21 protein-coding genes are annotated in these 21,007 nt (G+C 65.5%); 7 read left to right on the top strand and 14 right to left on the bottom strand.

Annotated features, from left to right (window positions below):
- Positions 1 to 127: 127 nt before the first annotated feature.
- The 7 genes from ACSYDW_RS08930 to rplS all read right to left on the bottom strand — a co-directional run bounded on the left by ACSYDW_RS08930 (position 128) and on the right by rplS (position 7,807).
- The gene (locus ACSYDW_RS08930) at positions 128 to 1,675 is read right to left on the bottom strand and encodes a hypothetical protein (RefSeq protein ID WP_438338365.1); all 1,548 of its coding nucleotides are present in this window, start codon (positions 1,673 to 1,675) and stop codon (positions 128 to 130) included.
- 243 nt (positions 1,676 to 1,918) lie between these two features.
- Positions 1,919 to 2,245 carry a DUF2469 domain-containing protein gene (locus ACSYDW_RS08925; RefSeq protein WP_400296250.1) on the bottom strand — a complete coding sequence of 109 codons (327 nt, stop codon included), beginning with the start codon at positions 2,243 to 2,245 and terminating at the stop codon, positions 1,919 to 1,921.
- Positions 2,246 to 2,275: 30 nt separating this feature from the next.
- Entirely contained in the window at positions 2,276 to 2,968 is a 693-nt protein-coding gene (gene rnhB, locus ACSYDW_RS08920) for a ribonuclease HII (RefSeq protein ID WP_438338364.1), read from the bottom strand.
- Positions 2,968 to 3,636, bottom strand: coding sequence for a signal peptidase I (gene lepB, locus ACSYDW_RS08915; protein ID WP_438338363.1), 669 nt, complete (start codon positions 3,634 to 3,636; stop codon positions 2,968 to 2,970). The genes rnhB and lepB (ACSYDW_RS08915) overlap by 1 nt, the downstream gene beginning before the upstream one ends.
- A 305-nt stretch (positions 3,637 to 3,941) precedes the next feature.
- On the bottom strand, positions 3,942 to 6,488 hold the full coding sequence (locus ACSYDW_RS08910; RefSeq protein WP_438338362.1) for a S1 family peptidase: 2,547 nt from the start codon (positions 6,486 to 6,488) through the stop codon (positions 3,942 to 3,944).
- A 212-nt stretch (positions 6,489 to 6,700) separates the two neighbouring features.
- Positions 6,701 to 7,303, bottom strand: a complete 603-nt coding sequence (gene lepB / locus ACSYDW_RS08905) for a signal peptidase I (protein WP_438338391.1) — start codon at positions 7,301 to 7,303, stop codon at positions 6,701 to 6,703.
- 144 nt (positions 7,304 to 7,447) lie between these two features.
- Positions 7,448 to 7,807 (bottom strand): 50S ribosomal protein L19, encoded by a 360-nt coding sequence (gene rplS, locus ACSYDW_RS08900; RefSeq protein ID WP_438338361.1) that lies wholly within the window; start codon positions 7,805 to 7,807, stop codon positions 7,448 to 7,450.
- A 556-nt stretch (positions 7,808 to 8,363) separates the two neighbouring features.
- On the opposite strand from rplS, the gene thiC reads away from it, so the two are divergent.
- The gene (thiC, locus tag ACSYDW_RS08895; protein WP_438338360.1) at positions 8,364 to 10,166 is read left to right on the top strand and encodes a phosphomethylpyrimidine synthase ThiC; all 1,803 of its coding nucleotides are present in this window, start codon (positions 8,364 to 8,366) and stop codon (positions 10,164 to 10,166) included.
- Positions 10,167 to 10,279: 113 nt separating this feature from the next.
- Positions 10,280 to 11,053: an ankyrin repeat domain-containing protein gene (locus ACSYDW_RS08890; protein ID WP_438338359.1), complete on the top strand. Its 774-nt coding sequence runs from the start codon at positions 10,280 to 10,282 to the stop codon at positions 11,051 to 11,053.
- On the opposite strand, the gene trmD is transcribed toward ACSYDW_RS08890, so the two are convergent.
- From trmD to ACSYDW_RS08860, 6 genes are all read right to left on the bottom strand, one after another.
- Complete coding sequence (gene trmD / locus ACSYDW_RS08885) at positions 11,050 to 11,862, bottom strand: tRNA (guanosine(37)-N1)-methyltransferase TrmD (protein WP_438338358.1); 813 nt, start codon at positions 11,860 to 11,862, stop codon at positions 11,050 to 11,052. The two genes, ACSYDW_RS08890 and trmD, sit on opposite strands and share 4 nt — an antisense overlap.
- A 5-nt stretch (positions 11,863 to 11,867) precedes the next feature.
- Positions 11,868 to 12,398 carry a ribosome maturation factor RimM gene (gene rimM / locus ACSYDW_RS08880; RefSeq protein WP_438338357.1) on the bottom strand — a complete coding sequence of 177 codons (531 nt, stop codon included), beginning with the start codon at positions 12,396 to 12,398 and terminating at the stop codon, positions 11,868 to 11,870.
- 205 nt (positions 12,399 to 12,603) lie between these two features.
- Entirely contained in the window at positions 12,604 to 12,843 is a 240-nt protein-coding gene (locus ACSYDW_RS08875) for an RNA-binding protein (RefSeq protein ID WP_209996586.1), read from the bottom strand.
- A gap of 3 nt (positions 12,844 to 12,846) precedes the next feature.
- Positions 12,847 to 13,257 (bottom strand): 30S ribosomal protein S16, encoded by a 411-nt coding sequence (gene rpsP / locus ACSYDW_RS08870; protein ID WP_387523575.1) that lies wholly within the window; start codon positions 13,255 to 13,257, stop codon positions 12,847 to 12,849.
- A gap of 356 nt (positions 13,258 to 13,613) precedes the next feature.
- The gene (locus tag ACSYDW_RS08865) at positions 13,614 to 14,327 is read right to left on the bottom strand and encodes an HIRAN domain-containing protein (protein ID WP_438338356.1); all 714 of its coding nucleotides are present in this window, start codon (positions 14,325 to 14,327) and stop codon (positions 13,614 to 13,616) included.
- The gene (locus ACSYDW_RS08860) at positions 14,314 to 15,195 is read right to left on the bottom strand and encodes a HipA domain-containing protein (protein ID WP_438338355.1); all 882 of its coding nucleotides are present in this window, start codon (positions 15,193 to 15,195) and stop codon (positions 14,314 to 14,316) included. The genes ACSYDW_RS08865 and ACSYDW_RS08860 overlap by 14 nt, the downstream gene beginning before the upstream one ends.
- A 373-nt stretch (positions 15,196 to 15,568) precedes the next feature.
- Between ACSYDW_RS08860 and ACSYDW_RS08855 the strand changes: the two genes are divergently transcribed.
- Positions 15,569 to 16,177, top strand: coding sequence for an SDR family oxidoreductase (locus tag ACSYDW_RS08855; protein ID WP_438338354.1), 609 nt, complete (start codon positions 15,569 to 15,571; stop codon positions 16,175 to 16,177).
- 103 nt (positions 16,178 to 16,280) lie between these two features.
- Here the strand turns inward: ACSYDW_RS08855 and ACSYDW_RS08850 are convergent, their stop codons facing one another.
- Entirely contained in the window at positions 16,281 to 17,342 is a 1,062-nt protein-coding gene (locus tag ACSYDW_RS08850; RefSeq protein WP_438338353.1) for an NAD(P)-dependent alcohol dehydrogenase, read from the bottom strand.
- A 107-nt stretch (positions 17,343 to 17,449) separates the two neighbouring features.
- Here ACSYDW_RS08850 and ACSYDW_RS08845 point away from each other — a divergent pair, with 107 nt between their 5' ends.
- The 4 genes from ACSYDW_RS08845 (at position 17,450) to ACSYDW_RS08830 (ending at position 20,984) form a co-directional block, all read left to right on the top strand.
- A complete protein-coding gene (locus tag ACSYDW_RS08845; protein WP_438338352.1) occupies positions 17,450 to 18,142 on the top strand; it encodes a TetR/AcrR family transcriptional regulator C-terminal domain-containing protein in 693 nt (230 codons plus the stop codon).
- Positions 18,143 to 18,216: 74 nt separating this feature from the next.
- Complete coding sequence (locus tag ACSYDW_RS08840) at positions 18,217 to 18,840, top strand: uracil-DNA glycosylase family protein (RefSeq protein ID WP_438338351.1); 624 nt, start codon at positions 18,217 to 18,219, stop codon at positions 18,838 to 18,840.
- A 293-nt stretch (positions 18,841 to 19,133) separates the two neighbouring features.
- Positions 19,134 to 19,973 (top strand): ABC transporter ATP-binding protein, encoded by an 840-nt coding sequence (locus tag ACSYDW_RS08835; protein WP_438338350.1) that lies wholly within the window; start codon positions 19,134 to 19,136, stop codon positions 19,971 to 19,973.
- A 30-nt stretch (positions 19,974 to 20,003) separates the two neighbouring features.
- Positions 20,004 to 20,984, top strand: coding sequence for an ABC transporter substrate-binding protein (locus ACSYDW_RS08830; RefSeq protein WP_438338349.1), 981 nt, complete (start codon positions 20,004 to 20,006; stop codon positions 20,982 to 20,984).
- The last annotated feature ends 23 nt before the right edge of the window (positions 20,985 to 21,007 follow it).

Below are 21,007 nucleotides of genomic sequence, written 5' to 3'. Positions count from 1 at the left end.
GGGACACCCGGCGAGCGCCCGGCCCCAGGGGTTCGATGCTTCAAGCGTGGGCGTTTAACACCGAACACGGGGCGGGCAGCGTGGGGAATGTGGATAAGTCGGCAAGCCGAGGCGCAGGCAGCCGGTGTTAGTCCAAGGCGCCGTGCCAGTAGGCGGCCTGCTCGCCATGTTGGCGAAGAATCCGGTCACCCGTGGAGTCGAAGGCGGGCCACAGGTCGATCCGGTAGCTGTCGATGGTGTCCTCCCCTTCCAAGATGCAGTCTTGCTCATGCCCCTCGTCCATCTTGATGCCCGCATAGCGAAGCCTGTAGCTGCCGCGCGGAATCGGGAGGGGGTCCTGGGACGGTCCGCCCCATTCCGCCAGGCAGATCTTTTCGGTCACCTCGTACGGGACCTCGACGACTTCTTCCCATTCCTCGGCGAGGGCAGGTTCGCTGTCGTGCAGATGCACCGAGAGTCCGACGTGTCCGGTGTGCAAACCAGTGATGAAGAACAGTCCCGGGGGTGCTGCGGCACCGCACAGGCCATTGTCCTGTCCACGGAACGCCGCGTCCATGTCGATCTCGTAGTCTCCCTCGGGGAGGAGGTAGAACTGGCCGTAGGCCACATTGATCGTGCCATCGAACAATTCCATGTGCTCCTCCGGGTTCGTGGTTGCGGGTGTTGACGGACGTGTCGATGTCTTCTTGCGGGCCTGGATACGGTCCGTCGAGTCCGGCCGGTGGGCCCGGGTCGCGGCTTCGCGCAGAACGGCGGGGTCGAGATCGAACTTCAGGCGAAGTCGCGGCATTTTCTGCCGGTCGTTCATCAGCCGGTGGATCCGCAACGTGCAGTGTACCTCGGTCGCTTCCTGCAGGCCCGGCACCCACAGGTCGTTGGAGTACAGCGTGGTTCCGGAGGCAAACGAGGCTCCCCCGCTGCCGAAGGTGTCGGTGTAACGGACTGCCCCCGCCGGGTCTTCGATGCCCAAGGCCATGTCAAGGGAACCCTGCCAGGCGTTGACCCGGCGCTGCCAGTCGGAATCGGTTTCGTTCACCGACCGGATTTGCGCGCACTCGATGCCGAACATCACCCCGGAAGCGTAGACCTTGGCCGTGGCCAGCTGAACCAGCAGACCGTCCCCGGAATGCAGGAGTTTGTTCAGCGCGATGGTGACCCCGAGTTCCGGGCCGGAGGGGCCGTAGCGGGTTTCGTCGTGCTCTTCCTCCGGGTCCTCCTCGCCTTCGTCCCACGCGCCGTCTTCGACGCCGGCAGGGTCCTGCATCACCCCGGTTCCGGAAGGATCGCGCATGAGCGGATCGCCCATGAACGCGAAGCCGGTGTAGGCCTCATGACCGATCTTCAGGCCAAAGAGTGCCCGGTGGACGGCGTCGGAGGCTTCAAGCAGCGGCGAACCGGTGTCGAATTCGTCGAAAACGGCATCGAAATCACCCTCGAACCCTTCCAGCACCTGCGAATAGTGCTCCAGCGCCGAACGGAGTCCGGAAATGCCCTCGAGGAGGGCGCGTTTGCCCACCTCCCGATCTGGTGGCCCTCCGTCGAAGGCCGGGCCGACGGGGTGCAGGTTCAGGCGTTTCTCGGGGGTGTCGTCGGCGACGATGGCGAAGTGGAATCCTCCGAGCTCCGCCAGTGCGGGTACGTGGGGATCTTCGGCGGGCGTAGTGTTCTGGGCCATGGGTGCGGACTCCCGGTGCGATGCGGAATGGATCACGACAAGACTCGAAATTGCCGTTTGACAAGCATTTCAGCGTTTCGGTGAGCGTATCAGCGAATGCCGCCGCAGTGGGCGCTCTCCGGCCGCAAAACATGCTGTGGCGACGCCGGGCCTGCCCCCCCCGGACATGGAACGCCCCGCATCCGGCGGCGGCAGGGCCGTGGGATGCGGGGCGAAAGGACGTTGTGCACCGGCGCCTGCCGGTCAGCCCAGGTCCAGGCCGTCCTTGGGCATGGCCAGGTCTGTGTCGCGGTTCAGCTCCTCGATGTTCACGTCCTTGAACGTGACGATGCGCACCGACTTCACGAAGCGGCCGGTGCGGTAGACGTCCCACACCCAGGCGTCGGTGAGGGTCAGGTCGAAGAAGACCTCCCCGTCGGCCGAGCGGGTCTTCAGGTCCACGCCGTTGGCCAGGTAGAAACGCCGTTCGGTTTCCACGACGAAGTTGAAGAGGTTCGCAACGTCCTTGTATTCGCGGTAGAGCTGCAGTTCCAGGTCCGCTTCGTAGTTCTCAAGATCTTCGGCACTCATGTTGCCCCCTCGCCTTCCTTGTGCGAATCCCTAGCCCTTGGGTGTGAGCTGCCAGGTCTTGCGGTGGTACCCGGTGGCGCCGTGCTCGGCGATTGCCTGCCGATGCCCCGTGGTGCCGTACCCCTTGTTTTGTATCCAACCGTACGCCGGGTGTTCACTATCGTAGCCATCGAGCAGCGCGTCGCGCTCGACTTTGGCCAAAATCGAGGCCGCCCCGATGGACAGTGCCAGCAAATCGCCCTTGATCAGGGTTTGGACGGGAACCAGCAGTCCGTCAACGTCGTCGGGTTCCCCGAATCCGGGCATCAGCGAGTCCAGCAGCGTGGGCTGCCGGGTGGCCGAGAGCCAGTCGAGGTTTCCGTCCAGCAGCACGGCGTCGGCCTGCACCCCGGCGGCGGTGACGGCGCGCAGGCCGGCGAGCCGCAGGGCCGGCACCAGGCCCAGTGCGTCGATCTCCGCGGCGCTGGCGTGTCCGACGCCCCAGCCGGCGGCCCAGGCCTTGATCTGTGGCACGAGCAGGTCCCGCTGTTCGGCGCTGAGCAGTTTCGAGTCGTGCACCCCCGGAAGGTCCGGAACGGTGTGCGGGTCGATGACGACGTATCCGACCGACACCGGGCCGGCCAGGGCGCCGCGGCCCACCTCGTCGGCGGCTCCGATGAGCCGGTGTCCGCCGCGCGCGGCCAGGGCGCGCTCGTGCTCGAGCGTGGGTGCTTGTGCCGCCATTACTTTGCCGGTGCCGCGTTCTTCGGGTCCGGGACCGTTGCGAAGACTTCCTGGTGGTTGGAGATCCCCCCGATCCGGTCAAGTGGCCAGGAGATGACCGAGGCCTTGCCCTCGACGGAGGAGATGTCCACGAAGCCTCCCTGGAGGTCCTCGTGGTACCGCGAGTCGGCGGACTCCGCGCGGTGGTCGCCCATGACCCAGAGCTTGCCCTCGGGGACGACCTTGGTGAATTCCTGCTCCGAGGGCGCGTTGTCGGGGTAGATGTAGGTTTCGGTGATCTCCACGCCGTTGACGCTCAGCTTCCCGTCCGGGGAGCAGCAGGTGACGGTGTCACCCGGCATGCCGATGATGCGCTTGATCAGGTGCTGGTTCGACGCATCCGGGACCAGCCCGACGAAGGCCAGGAATTCGTCGACAGGGTTCGTGACGGTCGATGCAACGGGAGGGAGCCAACCTTGGTCGTCGCGGAAGACCACGACGTCGCCGCGGGTGAGCTCGAACGGCCCGGGCACCATGAGGTTCGCGAAGATCCGGTCGTTCTTCTGCAGGGTCTCCTCCATGGATCCCGAGGGGATGTAGAAGGCCCTGAAGAAGAAGGTCTTCACCACCAGGGAGATCACCAGGGCAACGACGACAACGATAAGGATCTCGCGCACCGCCGCCCACACGGGATTTCTCTTCCGGCGCGGTCGGTCCGAGGCTGCTGCTGGCTCGCTGGCGTGCGTCACGTGCGTTGGGGCCCTTTCAGGGGTGTCTGGCTGCTTGCCGGCGGGACCCGAACCGCACGGCACCAGAGTCCGGTGCCAACGCTGCTGCGCGTTCCGCCGTCTTCAAGACTACGTTGTGACGCTGGCAATTTGCCTGCTTGGCGCGGAGGTTTGCCGAAGGCACCCACGTGGACAGGGAATTCGCCGGCTGAAGGGTCACTCCGGATGCAGCACCCTGCCGGAGCCGTCGGCCCCTGCCCGGGTGCTCAGCTTGCCCGCGGCTTCACCGTGAACGTCACCCTCACGGCATTCGACGAGGTCTTCTTCATCACCTGAACGGCCTTCACACCGTGGGAGCCGGGCTTCAGGGTCCCGGGGATGCGGACTTTCCAGGTTCCACGGACGACCTTGGTGCTCACGGTGCGCTTTCCCATGGTGACCTTGACCGTGGCCCCGCTGATGCCGCGGCCCGACACCGTGGCCGGTGCCTTCCCGGAGGCGAACGTCCTGCCGGCACTCGGGTAGTCGATCGACGGGCTTCGCGGGATCACCTTGAAACTGGTCTTGGCGCTTGCCGAGGTGTGTTTGCCGACTTTTTGCGTTGCCTTGATTCGGTGGTTTCCATAGTCCCAAGTGCGCTTGAGCTTCACGCTCCAGGTGCCGTTCCGGGGAACGACGAGGGTCTTGCCGACGGCTCCGCTGAGCTTGAGCGTCGCCCCGGGGATGCCGGTCCCCTTGATGGTGCGCGGCGCCTTCGTGGACGTCTTGCCGGGCGACGGCGAGCTGATGGCAGGTGCGCGAACCGCGACCTTGAAGGAAATCCTCGACCGGCCGGAAACATGCTTTCCCTTGGCCTGGGTTGCGGTGAGGACGTGATTGCCGTACGGGATCGCGGGTACCTTCACGCTCCAGGTGCCGTCCTTGGCCACGGCCGCCCTGCCCTTTGCCGCACCGGAGAACTTGACCGTGGCGCCGGGGAACCCGGTGCCGGAAACCCGGGTCACGCGCCCGGTTTTCGTGGTGCCCGCGGCGGGCACGGTGATCCGCGGGGCCGGCATGGTCAGCGGCAGGGAAGCAGTGGTGGTGCGTGACTTGCTGTAGCCGCTGCCGGCCGTCATCGTGAACGAGAAGGTGCCGAGCTTCTTGGGGGTCCTGAAGCTGAAGGTCCCCTTGGAGACCTTGGCCGTGGCGATCGTCTTCCCTGCGGACGCCACCGAAACGGTGGTGCCGGCGGGCGCGGACGCCACGGTTCCGGAAACCCTTGCCCCGGCCTTCACGCGAGTGCCCTTGGCCGGCTGGGTGAGCTTGGGGGCGTTGACGAAGAGCTTGATGGAGTAGCCCTTGGCCGCACGCAGCGCCTGCTTCACGTCCGCGAAGTAGGCGCGGTCGCCCGCACGGGTCGCTCCTTCGGCGATGGCACTGGTGATCCCGACGGCGTTTCCGCCGGAAATGGCAGACCCGCCCGAGTCCCCCTCGAAGGCCACAGCGAATCCGGGGTTGGCCATGCCGAAGCCGCGGACGGCGCGCAGGTCGGTGGCGGCGTTCCCGAAACCACCCACGATGAAGATGCCGACCTCGGTGACCTTTCCGCAGGTCCAGCCCGTGGTCCGGCCCGACTTGCACACCGGGGACCCGCGGACGGCACTGGAGACGCCGGTGACCTTGGTTCCGGAATCGCGTTCATCGGCGCCCGTCCAGTCCGTGACGACCGGCTGCTGGCGCAGGGCGGGGTTGATCTTGTTGAGCACCGAAACATCGGTGCCTACATTTCCGAGCAGGTTCACGCCGTCGGTCAGCGCCGGGCTGTTTCCGGGTCCGCCGAACTGGGAGAAACCGAAGGTGCCGAACGAGTCGACATGGAGTTCCTCGAAGACGTCGGGAGCACTGTGCTCGGCGACCGAGACGCTGCGGATCTGCCCGTCACGCGTGCAGTGCCCCGCCGACAGGGCGGCGCGGGCACCTGCCGCGTTGAATCCGTTGAAACCCACGGAACACAGGGCATACACGCCCGGAGTGACTTCCGCCCCGTAGCCCATGCCGCCAAGCACGTCGTTGGACGCGGTCGCGGTGGCCGGCCCCTCCGCCTCGTGGACACCGACGTCGGGATACTGGCTGGCGAATTCCTCCGGGGTCAGTGTTCCGCCGGCACGCAGGACGCGGTCCGCGGATCGGGCCGGTGCGTCGCCGGAGACACCTCCGGAGCGAATGACGAAGCCGCCGTCGGTCTCCATGACTGCCTGGAGTTGGCCGAGCGTCTGCTCGTCGACGGAGGCCGCGTAGGCGGCGTACAGCTCATCGACGTTGGTCGGGCTTTTCTTCGTCGGTGCCACTGCCCCCGCCGTGGCGGTCGGGGTTGGAACCGCGGTAGTGACCTCCACCTGGATGTCCGTGCCACGGGTCAGCGTGTCGATCTTTTCGGCGACCTCCGCGCGGTCCTCGTCGTTGGTCCTGACCTCGATCCGGCTTCCCGCCACGGCCAAGGATGCCTTGAGTCTTTCCGGATCCAGCTCCGCCCGGAGCCGGTCGGCGACCGCCGCGAGTTCCCCCTGGGCTGCGAATTCCCCGGCGCTCATGCCCAGGTCCCGCTCGACTGCGGCATCCAGTCCGTTGGACGGCGTGGCGTCTCCGGAATCCGTGGTTTCCGCACGGCTCTCCGTTGGCCGGGGCCCGGGCGTCGCGACAGCCCCGGGGGACGGGATTGTCGCGGCGGTTGCCGGTACGGGTCCTGCCGCGAGGCAGCTGCTCACCACCAAGGCCGCGGCCACCGCGGCTATGCCGGCGCGCCTGAGTCGGGTGCTTCGCAATTCGGGCATGTGGAATTCTCCCCATCCAGCTGGTGACGGCCCGGCCTGCCCCTGGCGTGGCGGGATTTTCGGGTCTGGCGCATTGCGGCCAAGGATTTGCCGCTGCGTGCCACTCTAACGCGATGCTGCGCGGGAATGCGGTTCCCGCGCCACGGCAACACCCCGACGCGGAATCCCCGCTCCGGCCCCCGGGCGCCATGGCACGCCGGGAGACCCCGCCGCTACGGGCCCGAGGTTGCCGAGGCCGGGGCGAGGGCTGCGGCACCGATGGGCCGTTTGCGGTCAAGCGGCCAGATGACCTGGTCGACCTTTCCCAGGACCCTGTCAACGGGGACCATGCCTCCGCCGGGGGCACCGAGCAACGCCCGCGAGTCCTCGGAGACCGAGCGGTGGTCGCCCATGACCCACAGCCGGCCCTGCGGAACCGTTGCGGTGAAGGCCTGTTCGCTGGGCTTGTCGCCGGCGAAGAGGTACGGCTCGTCCAAGGGAACGCCGTTGACGGTGAGTTTGCCGTCCGGTCCGCAGCAGCTGACGGTGTCTCCGGCCACGCCGATGACCCGCTTGACGTACACCGAGTCGTTGCCCGCCAGCCGCAGGGCCCATGCCAGGGAATCGACGGCATTCGGGCTCTGGTAAGGCAGGAAGGAGCCTCGCCCGTCGAAGACGACGATGTCGCCGTGCTGGATGGGCTCGCTCTTGTAGGCGCGCCGGTCCACCAGGAGCCCGTCCCCGGGGTTCAACGTCGATTCCATGGAGGAGGAGCCGATGTAGTAGAAGTCGATGACGGTGGCCCGGATCACCAGGGTGATCGCGGCCGCGGCCATGAGGGCGCCAACGGCAAAGCGCCAGCCCCGCGAGCGGGACCGGCGCTTTGCCGAAGCGGAAGAACTATCCGATTCTGTAGGTTGATCCACGATGGATCCCCGCTGGCCGCCGGAAGGCGGACACGAGGGTTCTCGCTTTTCTTGCTACTTGGAGGAGCGGAAGTCGCGCTTTTCGCGGATCTTCGCAGCCTTGCCGTGGCGATCGCGCATGTAGAACAGCTTCGCACGGCGAACGTCGCCGCGGGTTACCAGTTCGATCTTTTCGAGGACCGGGGAGTGCACCGGGAAGGTACGCTCCACGCCGACGCCGAAGGAGACCTTGCGAACGGTGAAGGTTTCGCGAACGCCGTCACCCTGGCGGCCCAGGACGAAGCCCTGGAATACCTGGACGCGGGAGTTCTTGCCTTCGATGATGTTTACGTGAACCTTGACGGTGTCACCCGGGCGGAAAGCCGGGACATCGGTGCGCAGCGAGGCTGCATCGACAGAGTCGAGAATATGCATGAATGCATCTCCTAGGCAGACGCCGCAGGTCACCCACCTTAGACACGGGACACTTATTTTCCGCCGGCGCGCAGAGCACGTCGGGGAAAGATGTGGTGTTCCGAAGCTTGGTACCGGGACCCGTTTGCGGGTCCTCGGCGGGTCGGCTGTCAATTCGTTCCCCCTGCGGCAGGAGCAGAACCCAGTAGACCCAAGAATCCATTTTGCCACACTCCCGCGCGTGCCGCGAAGTCGGAGGCATCTGCGGGGCCCATGCGGAACGGTGCCGGGCCGCTCGGGCAGCGGTCCGGCACCAGCCGGGATACCGCCCGGAATGCCGCCCGCACCGGCCATTTCCGCACATATCGCACCCACGCGGGGAACGGAGCGGAGTCCGGGGCACCCCCCGGGGCTCCGCGTCCGCGCGTGTCGGACATTACATTTGACCCCTCCGAAGGATGTGCTGTAGCTTCACTTACGACCACACGGGAGCCCTCGCAGGGGCTGAGATCGAGCTGATGCAGCAAGAGACCGTCGAACCTGTCCGGGTCATGCCGGCGAAGGAAGTGAGTACCCCTTGAGCACCATCGAAACCACGATCACCCCTGCCCAAGATGCCCCCGAGGCAACCGAAACACAGTCCCTGAAATCCCGTTCGCTGGCATACCTCGAGGATGCCGAACACGGCATCCGGGTGCCCGTGACGCAGATCGAGCTGGAGCCGTCCCCCGGCGGCCTGCCCAATCCCCCGTTGCGGGTCTACCGCACCGAGGGCCCGGGCAGCAACCCGGTCCAGGGCCTTCCCCCGTTCCGCGCCCCGTGGATCGCCGGGCGCGCGGACACCGAGACCTATGCGGGACGCGAGCGGAACCTGCTCGACGACGGAAAATCGGCACAGCGCCGGGGCGCGGCATCCGCCGAATGGCGCGGCACCAAGCCGGTGCCGCGGCGCGCACTGCCCGGGAAGCGGGTGACGCAGATGCACTACGCCCGCCGGGGCATCACCACCGAGGAGATGCGCTTCGTCGCCCTGCGGGAGAACTGCGACGTCGAGCTGGTGCGCAGCGAGGTCGCCGCGGGCCGGGCGATCATCCCGAACAACATCAACCACCCCGAGTCCGAGCCCATGGTCATCGGCAGGGCCTTCCTGGTGAAGATCAACGCGAACATCGGCAACTCGGCGGTGACAAGCTCCGTCGCCGAAGAGGTCGACAAGCTGCAATGGGCGACGCGGTGGGGCGCCGACACCGTGATGGACCTGTCGACGGGCGACGACATCCACACCACCCGCGAGTGGCTCCTGCGCAACGCCCCCGTCCCGATCGGCACGGTACCGATCTACCAGGCCCTGGAAAAGGTCAACGGCGAGGCCAACAAGCTGACCTGGGAGATCTTCCGCGACACCGTGATCGAGCAGTGCGAGCAGGGCGTGGACTACATGACCATCCACGCGGGCGTGCTGCTGCGCTACGTGCCGCTGACGGCCGAGCGCGTCACCGGAATCGTCTCGCGCGGCGGGGCCATCATGGCCGGCTGGTGCCTGGCCCACCACAAGGAGAACTTCCTCTACACGCACTTCGACGAGCTCTGCGGGATCTTCGCGCGCTACGACGTTGCGTTCTCGCTGGGCGACGGGCTGCGCCCGGGCTCGATCGCCGATGCCAACGACGCCGCCCAGTTCGCGGAGCTGGACACGCTGGCCGAACTGACGGCCCGGGCCTGGGAGCACGACGTCCAGGTCATGGTCGAGGGCCCCGGCCACATCCCCTTCCACCTGGTGCGCGAGAACGTCGAACGCCAGCAGGAGCTGTGCCACGGCGCGCCCTTCTACACGCTCGGCCCGCTGGTCACCGACGTGGCCCCGGGCTACGACCACATCACCAGCGCCATCGGCGCCACGGAGATCGCCCGCTACGGCACAGCGATGCTCTGCTACGTGACGCCCAAGGAACACCTGGGCCTGCCCAACCGGGACGATGTGAAGACCGGGGTGATCACCTACAAGATCGCGGCCCACGCCGCCGACCTGGCCAAGGGGCACCCCGGCGCCTCCGAGCGGGACGACGCGCTGTCCAAGGCGCGCTTCGAGTTCCGCTGGCGGGACCAGTTCGCGCTCTCGCTGGACCCCGTCACTGCTGAGTCGTTCCACGACGAGACGCTTCCGGCCGAGCCCGCCAAGACCGCGCACTTCTGCTCGATGTGCGGGCCGAAGTTCTGTTCGATGCGCATCAGCCAGGACATCCGGGACGAGTACGGATCGGCCCTGTCGCAGGCCGAGCGCGTGCTGGCCGCCGAGGGGATGCGCGAGAAGAGCCGGGAGTTCCTTGCCGCCGGCGGCAAGGTCTACCTGCCCGACCCGGCGCTGCCGGCCCGCCCCTGAGCGGCGCCCGCCCGGGCCCACCGCGCCCCGGATCCTTCGCCTGCGCACCGGCGGGGAAGGGTGCCGGGCGCCCAGCCCTCGACCGGCACCCGGGGGCGAAATACCATGGGTGCATGCGCAGGATGCCGGCGGTACGGAAGCCACTGACGTGCCTTGCCCTGGCGGCGGTCCTGGGGCTTGGTGCCTGCGGCATCCCGCACTCGGGGTCCCCGGGGTCGGTGGCACCGGCCACCCCGTCCCGGCCGGCACTGAATGCCGGCGCCGCCGCGGTGTTGGGCGAGGCCCTGATCCATGCGGCGACGGTCAACGACACGGCGGAGGTAAGCCGGCTGCTCGAGGCCGGAGCGCCCCTGGAGTACCTGGGCGAGGACGAGCGGACGCCGCTGCTGGCTGCAACGCGGGCCAACTCGATCGAGGCTGCCCGCGAACTGATGGTGCACGGGGCCAACGTGAACACCAAGGACGCGCTGAAGGACTCCGCGTTCCTCTACGCCGGGGCCGCGGGGCTCACCGAGATCCTGGGCCTGGCCCTCGAGCACGGGGCCGATGTCCACGCGGTGAACCGCAACGGCGACACCGCCCTGATCCCGGCCTGCAAACGCGCCTACGTCGCGACCGTCGAATTCCTCGTGGACACCGACATTGACCTGGACCACGTCAACGACCGCGGGTTGACCTGCCTGCTGGAGGCCGTCGTCTCCGGCGACGGGTCCCCTCCGTACCAGGACGTCGTGGAGATGCTCGTCGACGAGGGGGCGAAGCTGGACATCGCCGACCCGCAGGGCAAGACCGCACTGGACCATGCCCGCAAGATGAAACAGGACGCGGTGGTGCGGCTGCTCACCGGCGCCGTGCCGCCGGTGAGCCCCGTGGCCCCTGGAGGTTAGTCCTGCCCGGCCTGGTCCTTGGCCACGATCCGGCCGTCGACGACGGCAAAGCCGTTGTGCCAGAGCGTGTCGCGGTCGTGGCGGTTCAGCGTGGAGGCATCCAGCTGGACGATCAGGTCCGGGCGGCGGGCGGCGGTGCGCTCGAGCTGCTTGTTGCGGCGGAAGCGCGCGATCTTTCCGTGGTTCCCGGAAAGCAGGACCTCGGGGACCTCGCGTCCCTCCCAGCTCGCCGGCTTGGTGTACACGGGGTATTCCAGCAGGCCGTCGGAGTGCGATTCCTCGACGAGGGACTCGGGGTTGCCGATGACCCCGGGGACCAGCCGGCCGATGGCCTCGACCATCGCCAGCACCGCGACCTCTCCCCCGTTGAGCACGTAGTCGCCGATGGAGACCGGGCGCACGTCGAAGGACTCGGCTGCGGATTCGATGACGCGCTCGTCGATGCCCTCGTAGCGGCCGCAGGCGAAGGCCAGGTGCTCGGCCTCGGCCAGCTCGTAGGCCATTTCCTGGTTGAACACCGCGCCGGCGGGCGAGGGGACGATCAGGATCGGCTTGGCGCCGGTGCCGGGGGCAACCGGCGATTCGGTGGCGATGCGGCCCAGCGCCGCGGCCCACGGTTCGGGCTTCATGACCATGCCGGCGCCGCCGCCGTAGGGGGTGTCGTCCACCGTGCGGTGGCGGTCGTGCGTGTAGTCGCGCAGGTCGTGGACGTTGAGGTCCAGGAGGTTTTCGCGGCGGGCCTTGCCGATCAGCGACAGGTCGAGCGCGGCCAGGTACTCGGGGAAGATGGAGACGACGTCGATGCGCATCGGGGCTATGCTTCCTCGCCCGAGGCGTCGTCGCGGTTGATGTCGAAGAGGCCCGCCGGCGGGGTCAGCAGGATGTAGCCGCCCTCGAGGTTGACCTCGGGTACGATGTCCTCGACGAACGGGATGTAGAACTCGTCGCCCGCGGGCGACTCGACGACCAGCAGGTCCTGGGCGGTGTTGGTGCGCAGCGCGGTGACCTTGCCGATGACTTCCTCGCCCACGCGGGCCTCGAGGTCCACGAGCTCGTGTTCGTACCAGCCCTCGCCTTCGTCCTCGACATCGGCGGCCTCGATGAACAGCTTGGCGCCGCGGACGGTCTCGGCGACGTTGCGGTCCGGAACTTCCTCGAAGGCCAGCAGCAGGATGTCCTTGTTCCAGCGCGCTCCCTCGACGGTGAGCTGCTTCAGGCCCGGGTGCTCGACCTCGAACACTGCGCCCGGGACAAAACGGTCCTCCGGCGCGTCGGTGAGGACCTGCACCGTCACCTCGCCGCGGATACCGTGTGGCTTGCCAATGCGGGCGACCTGCAGGCGCATGCGTTTTCTCCTTGAAGTACGGGGGGCTCCGGGATTCCGGTGCCGGGGTAGGGGTCTTGCTTCAATCTTACGTGGCCGCGCGTTGCCCGCTTTCCGGCACGCGCGGGGCGGCACCGTGGGCGGTGCCGTTAACGCACTGTGGCCCCACGCTTCCCCTGCGGGAAGGTGGGACCACAGCTACACAAAAATATGTGTCAGAGGCTGGCTACCGGCGACGGTCCGTGTCGACTACGTCAACACGGATTGGCTCGTCCGCCAGAGCGGCAATCACGGTGCGCAACGCTTTCGCGGTGCGACCCTGACGTCCAATGACCCGACCGAGATCCTCGGGGTGCACACGCACCTCGAGGATGTCACCGCGACGGTTTCCCTTCAACGCGACCTGCACGTCGTCGGGGGTGTCTACGATGCCACGTACCAGGTGATCCAGCGCATCTACGAGCACTGGTTACTCAGCCTCGGTTGCTTCTGCCTCAACGGCCTCAGCAGCAGGCTTTTCAGCCTTCTTGGTGATGGCCTCGGGCAGGATGACCGAGCCCTTCTCCGGAACAACGAAAGCAGGCTTCGGCTGCTTGAACTTCAAGGTGCCTTCCTGGCCCTCGATGCCCTTGAACTTCTGCCAGTCACCGGTGATCTTCAAGATCGCGGCAACCTGCTCGGTCGGCTGGGCGCCGACGGAGAGCCAGTACTGTGCACGATCCGAGTTGACCTCGATGAACGAAGGCTCTTCGGTCGGGTGGTACTTGCCGATTTCTTCGATCGCACGGCCATCGCGCTTGGAACGCGAATCCATGACGACGATACGGTAGAACGGTGCGCGCATCTTGCCGAAGCGCTTCAGACGAATTTTAACGGCCACTTTAGTGGTCACTCCTGTTTCTCAACATGGGCGAGTCCCTGTTTCTGCACCCGTGGGGCGGGCCATACCGCAGAGACTCAAAAAGGACAGGATCCGACGCGGAGAGAGGGGCCACATCAAATCGAGTACCTGTCCATTATGCCAGAAAGTTCACTCGGGCGCCGACCACCCGGCACATTCGGGCCGCCGCGTGTCGAAAAGCACACATGTTGATGGATCGAAAATTCAGCCGTAATGCACGTCGATTGGGGTTCTAGCAGTCCCAATGAGTGGTTGGAATTACTCATGTTGCAGGCCGAAACGACACCGTAGTTCATCTCAGATCATTCACGATCTTTGAATGGATCTGCGAAGAACTAGAGTGAGCTCCAGGTCGCATTGCAGAGAAGCTGCATTCGATGTGGCGCATCGATATTAATTTTCTCGACAGTGATCACAAGTTCATTGCTCGCGTCGGAAGTCGGAAATACCGCGAGCATCCAATCCGGTATCCATCCAATTTTTTCGCTTCTTTTTGATTCGAGAACAATTGCATGACTATTGAATGGATTTTCAGGTTCAGGCACGATCCGCAACTTGTCCCCAAGCGCCACTGACCCGCTACTAATCTCAAATCCGGTGTAGCGAATTCCCGACACGAAGAAGTAGCTTGAGAACTCTTCGGCAGAAAGTGGTCGCTCAACGACATGGAAGGTGTCAGTAGCTCTCTCACCACCAGTTCTTGCAAGTATCTCGATCGGAACGTTTTGAGTATTCGGATCCAAACCTAGCCAGTCCATGTACTGGCCATAAGCGCTGCGAGTATCCGACATGACTCGATTCGCATAGAACGCTGGCAGTCCCGGTCCTCTGTACTGTCTATTAACATCGGGAAATTCAGCCAATGGTGCAAACTCTGGCGGCAACAACGTTACGTCCTCATACGAAAACTCAAACTCGCCGGTACTTAGACTATCCAACTGGCCAACACGCGAATAGCGGCCGGTATCCGGATGTTTCCAAATAAGCCACAGCGAGCGTGATACTTGATGAATGTCGATATCTGGGACGACTTCTCTACTTGAGCGCATCGTTGATCCTCCTTCGATTGTGCCGAAACAGAGCGGTTACGAACTGCTTATGTTCGAGTGTCATTATCTGATCAGGAACTGTAGCGACGACCTCCGACAACAATACTTCGTGGTCTCCTGCCAACCTAAATCTTAATTCGTCTTTGAATGCTCCGCCACACTGTTGAATTGCTTCGAGCGCGACGTCCACGAGCGACGGCTTCCCTGCAAAATGTGGACTCTTCCCACGTGCTGCCCAACGGGACACACCGTCCGGGTTGCTCAAAATCTGCGCAATCCTCCCGCCTGACTCTTGGAAGCCCAAAGCATTTCCGTGATCGAATGAAGGAGCAAGAGCATATCCAGAATCGCTCTGCAAGAGAGCCCAGTTCGCATGATGCCTGTCTCGAGCTGCTGTCAAAGCATCCAAAATCAAATAGGTTGTGAGACCTTCAAAACCGGTCGAGACCGCCTCCCATGGGTGAGATTCAGCGGAAGCTTTGACGCTCTTCAAAGCGTCAAAAATTGATGCCACCGTATAGTTCGGGTTCGAACGCCCCTGTTCCTTTTCGTATCCCTCAATAGCCTGGTAGAGCAGCTCGTTCCCATGAACCAATCGTTCGTTCTTTTCCGCAATGTTGCGCGAAAGGATGCCCCGTTTGCCGTCAATCGTGGCAGGCTGAATATCTGCGGCTGGAATACCCAACGACTTGGCAAGCTCGTAGTAACACCATTCGGCCCAATCTTCACCTCGATACCAACCGTCCGAATTGCGTACAAACTTGAAAAGCCAGACCGATTCATCTTGGAGTTGTACCCAGCTCTTATCCTTTTGTCCCAAGGGCTCATCTCGATAATCGAGGTCAGCACCAATGTTCGTCAGTTCCAACGTGGACCAAACTCCCATATGACCTCCTGGTACAGCGGACGCTCCATGCATCTGCGGCGGCGCTTTTGACTACTTGAACTTCAAACTTACACATAGTGGCCGACCGATGGACCTGCCTATCGAATGCTAAATCAAGGCACTAAATGGTTTGAAACGACAATCACATTCACTGAAGTGCGCGATAGCACCATCCCAGTCATGCCGGTTTAGCCACGGAGACTCGGTCTCGCTGACACCTCGCATATTCAACAATCCTCAGCGAGGAATCAAACCTGACCACCTACTGACAGGACATTTTGGTCAACCTCTTACCTATCTCAGCGAACGTGATGACGAGTCCCCAAGCTCAAAACTCTATGCGCATAGACAATCTGTGTTAGGCGTCGCAGCAGCATTAAATCGTCCACGACGACGCTGCAATAGTCACTTCGAGGAGGCGATCTCCAAGGTGGTTTCCGCGGCCGACGGACGCATCGACGCCTTGGCCAATGTCGCAGGGATCATGGACAGGTTCCAGCCGGTCCACGAGGTCGACGACGCCACCTGGGACCGCGTGTTCAACATCAACGTCAACGCAACGATGCGCCTGACCCGCGCGGTGGTTCCGGTGATGCTCGAGGCCGGAACCGGCTCGGTGGTCAACATTTCCTCGGAGGCCGGCCTGCGCGGCTCAGCCGCCGGCGCCGCCTACACCGCCTCGAAGCACGCGGTCATCGGGATGACCAAGAACTCCGCGGTGATCTACGGCAAGAAGGGTCTGCGCTTCAATGCCGTGGCCCCGGGTGCCACCATCACCAACATCGAGGCCCCGATGGATTCACCGATGGCCATCGAGGTCCTGGGCCCGTTGATGGGTGCCAACATCCCGGCCCCGGCCACCGCGGCGCAGCTTGCCGCATCGATCACCTTCCTGCTCAGCGACGACGGCAGCAACGTCAACGGCGTGGTCCTCGCATCCGACGGCGGCTGGTCCGCCGTCTAGGCGCACGGCCCGCAACCCCGGCGGCCGCGCCCTGGACTGCGTCGCTGCAGTCCGGGGCGCGGGATCCGGTCCGTTCGGGGCCGGATCCCGCCCCCAAACAGGTTCAGGGCACCAACACGACCTTGCCGCGCACCTCGCCGGCAACCAGGAGTTCCATTGCCGCCTGCGCCTCTTCCAAGGCGAACGTCCTGTCGATCCTGCCCGTGACCTTGCCTGCGGAAACCAGTTCCACGAGTTCGGCCAGGTCCCGGGCCTTGGCCACGGAGACCAGCATGGACAGGGATTGGCGAAGGAAAGGTGAGAGCACGACGGCCCGCATCTGCCGGTTCATGCCGGTCAGGCTGGGTCCGGGCGCCTCGGCCCCGACGATGACAACCCTTCCCTTGCCAGCCAGGATCCGTCGGAGGGTGGAGATCGACGGGTTGCCGGCAATGTCGATGACGACGTCGTAGACGGCATCTCGGGCGTAAGCGCCGCCCCCGGCACGCGTGTGCACCACGTCGGCGCCGAGCGAGCCGACGAAATCCACCTTGGGCGCCGAGCACTCGGCACTGACGTGGGCCCCGCGCAGCTTTGCCAGCTGCACGGCGAAGGACCCGACCCCGCCCGCAGCACCGGTCACCAGCACTCGGGCGCCCGTGGCCGGGTCCCCCGCCTTGCGCAGTGCCTGCAGTGCCGTCACCCCGGAGGTCGGCAGGGTTGCGGCCTGCTCCCAGGCGATGCCTTCGGGCAGCTGGACCAGTTTGCGGGGATCGGCCAGGACGTATTCGGCGAAGGATCCAGCCGCCACGCCCACAACCCTGTCCCCTGCGGCGAAACCCGAAACGCCGGCCCCCGCCTCCACGACCTCGCCGGCAAAATCGATGCCCGGGACCGCCATACGCGGGGAGCGCAGCCCCGTCGCCAGGCGCACAGCGCGCGGCTCCCCTGCCATGAGGTGCCACGTGCCACGGTCGAGCCCCGCGGCACGGACCCGTACCAGGACCTTCCCGGCACGTGTCACTGGCGTCGGGACCTCGGAGATTCCCAGCACCTCGGGCCCGCCGTAGCGTGTGTAGACCACGGCCCGCATCTTCTCCGGCACCGCACCTCCGGGTTGTGCGCCTGCCTGGTCGCCGGTTTCCGGCGCGGATCCTGCATCCTGGGTGCCGAATTGATTTTCCATGGCCCGTCCCGCCTCGTTCGTGGTGGCCGCGGAGCCGCGGCCGTGATTTCGTACTATGTACGAAAGGTACCGTACATAGTACGAAAATGCGATAGGCTGGGCTCACCATGACCACGGAATCCTCAGCCACTGAAACCCCGGGGCTCCGCGGGAGCAAGCCGCAACTCAGCCGCGACCTGGTGCTCGAGCAAGCCCTCGCGCTGGCCGACCGGGCAGGCCTCGAGTCCCTCACGATGCGCTCCCTGGCCACCGCCCTGGGCGTGAAACCGATGTCCCTGTACTACTACGTGTCCAAGAAGTCCGAGATCCTCGACGGCCTGGTCGACATGGTCTTTGCGGAAGCCGACGCAGCCCGCTCCCGCCAAGCGGGCCCTTGGCAGGACGCCATGCGCGACCGGGCCGAAACCATGCGCTCGACGCTGGCCAGGCACCGGTGGGCGCTGGGTCTCATCGAGTCGCGGACCTCCCCGGGACCGGCGACCCTGCGCCACCACAACGACACGCTCGGCATCCTGCGCCACGCGGGGTTCACCGTCGAGCTGGCCGCCCGCGCCTACGCCCTGCTGGACAGCTATATCTACGGGTTCGTCCTGCAGGAGTCGACGCTGCCCGGCGGCGATGCGTCAAAGGTCTCGGAAGTGGCCACCGAGATGGTCAAGTATTTCGACTCGGGCCGCTACCCGCACCTGCTGGAGACCGCAACAGAGGTGGTCATGAAACCCGGCTATGATTTCGGGAGCCAGTTCGACGGAGGACTTGACCTGATCCTCGGCGGCCTCGAGTCCTGGCTGGATTCCTAGCACCGGCACCCGTTTCCCCGCCGGCGACAACGGCGCCGAAAGCCCCGTGGGGGCCAGCAACGACAAAGGACACCATGGCAGTCGCAGACCAGTGGAAGCGCGCACACCCCGGGGACCCCTTCTGGGCCGGGCAGCTCGCGGGTTCCGCGGAACCCCACGTGGCACCGATCAACGAATTGATCGAGCGCCTTGGCCAGGCCAAGGGGCCCGTCCGCCTCCCCCTCGCGGCACCCTGGCACGGAGGGATCAATGCCCCGGTGCTGTGCGTCCTGAACGACCCCGGCGAGGAGGCGCTCGTCCCCGACTTCCTCTGCGTGAGGAACCCCGACCGAGCCTCCGACCGGCAACGGCACCTGATGACGGAATTCGGGATCGACCCGGCGGACCTTTGCCCCTGGAACGGCTATCCGTGGCCCCGGGAAACCAAAAAGGACCTGACGCCCGAGGAAGCACTGGACGGCGGACGCGCATTGCTGGAGGTCATGGCACTGATGACCGACCTGCGCCTGCTGATGCTGCTGGGCCGCAAGGCCAGGGACGCCGCGGATGCCGTGCTGCCGGAACTGGCACGCAGCCACCCCGGCCTCGAGATCGTCCGCTCGCGCCATCCGCTCGGGGCCAAGAGTACCGTCCACCGGCAGGAACAGAAGGTCGTGTGGGGAAACATGGCTTCCTTCCTCACACGGGGTCGCGCCTGATCCGGGCCGCGGAATGCCCACGCACCTCCCCCGTAGCCGACCGTGTGCAGTGCCGTTCGGGCACTGAGACCCGAACAAACCCGCTGCATTCCAGCCGACCCGCGGCCAAGGCCTGCCCACCGGAAATCCCGGCGGTGCAGGCCTTTGTGCTTCCCGCACGCACCGCCCATTCGGCAACGCCGCAAGGGCGCGGCCGCGTGGCGGCCGGCACCCAAGGCAGGCCATGCTTTATTCCGTAATGTTTACCAACCCTAAATTTGCAAACTTAGGCAAGCCTTGCTTTATGCTGTGGTGTGATTGATTGCAAAACCAAAGACACGCTCAGCGCCCAGGACCTGGACTTGAGCTACGGATCCACGCGCGTGGTCCACGGGGCCGGACTCGTTTTGAGTCCCGGGCGAATCGTCGCACTCGTAGGACCCAACGGCAGCGGCAAGTCAACGCTTCTGCGTGCCATGGCCCGCCTGCATGGGGTCAATGCGGGAAGCATCGAACTGGCAGGGCCCGGCAGCGACGCGGTTGACGCCCTGGCCATGAAGCGCAACGAGTTTGCCCAGCGCGTGACCCTGTTGTCGCAGAGCCGTCCGGTGCCCCACGGCCTCAGCGTGCGAGAGGTCGTCGAGTTCGGGCGCCACCCCTACCGCGGGCGCTTCCGCACCGCCGACCCGAACGGGCAGGAAATCATCAACCGGGCCATGGAAATGACCGGGGTGGCCAACCTCGCCGACAGGGGCGTGCAGGAACTCTCCGGCGGGCAGCTGCAGCGGGTCTGGATGGCCAGCGCGCTCGCCCAGGACACCTCGGTGCTGCTGCTTGACGAACCGACAAACCACTTGGACCTGCGCTACAAGGTGGAGATCTTCGACCTGGTCCACGAGCTTGCCCGTGAGCACGGAGTTGCCGTGGGGCTGGTGCTGCACGACCTCGGGGAAGCCGCGGACATTGCGGACGAGATCGCCGTGCTCAGCGCCGGACGCATCATGAAGGTCGGCCCGGCCCACGAGGCCCTCGAGGCGGAACTCCTGACGGAGGTCTACGGCATCGAAATCGTCACCCACATCGATCCATTCACCAAACGCGTGCGGGCCCGTGCCCTGGGCCGGCACAGCACGGCACCACTGCCCGCCCACTAAGACATCCCTTTCAACACCCCGAAGGAAAAAATGAAGAAGCTACACTCGCTCACCCTTGCCCTCGTGGCGGCCGGCAGCCTCGCACTGACCGGCTGCGGAAGCACCGAGGCCCCGGCCTCGGAAGCCACAACCCCCTCGGCCTCCGGCGCCGCCATCAGCGTCACCGACGCACGCGGCAAGACCATCACCCTTGATTCCCCCGCCACCCGCCTGGTCGGCACCGAATGGAACGTCCTGGAAAACATGGCGTCGCTGGGCACCATGCCTGTGGGCGCCGCGGACGTGAAGGGCTACAACGCCTGGGTCCAGGTCGCAAAGCTCGACGAGAGCGTCAAGGACATCGGAACCCGCGGCGAGCCGAGCATCGACACCGTCGCGGCCCTCGACGCCGACGTCATCGTGGCGACCACCGACCTGCCCGAGGCAGCCGTGGCACAGCTGGAGGAACTGGCCCCGGTCGTCGTGCTGAAGTCCGCCGACGCCTCCAACCAGATCGGCCAGGCCATCGAGAACCTGAACACCGTCGCCACGCTGACCGGCAGCCAGGAGAAGGCCGCTAAGGTCGTCGCCGACTACGAGTCCGCCGTGGCCTCCGGCCGCACGGCGCTGGAAGCCGCAGGGCTCAAGGGCGCCAGCGTTGCCTTCGCCGACGGCTGGGTTGCCGACGGCGCCGTGTCCATCCGCCCGTTCGTCAAGGGCTCGCTGCTCACGGACATCAACACCGAGCTGGGACTCGTTTCCCCGTGGGAGATGAAGGGCGACGAGGCCTACGGCCTGGCATCGAGCGACGTCGAGGGCATGACCACCGTGAAGGCCGACCACTTCGTCTACATCACCAACAACGCCGACGGAGACTTCGTCGACGAGCTGGAGAAGAACGCCATCTGGAAGTCGCTGGACTTCGTCAAGGCCGGCAACGTGCACCGCCTGGAAGACGGCATCTGGATGTTCGGCGGCCCGGCCTCGATGACGCAGTACGTCAACGCCATCGTCGCAGAGCTCACCAAGTAGCAGCACACCCCGCCCAGCCCACC

Origin of the sequence: Paeniglutamicibacter selenitireducens, from assembly GCF_051550675.1 — a bacterium.
Classification (GTDB): Bacteria; Actinomycetota; Actinomycetes; order Actinomycetales; family Micrococcaceae; genus Paeniglutamicibacter.
This window is presented reverse-complemented; position numbering and strand designations above follow the sequence as displayed.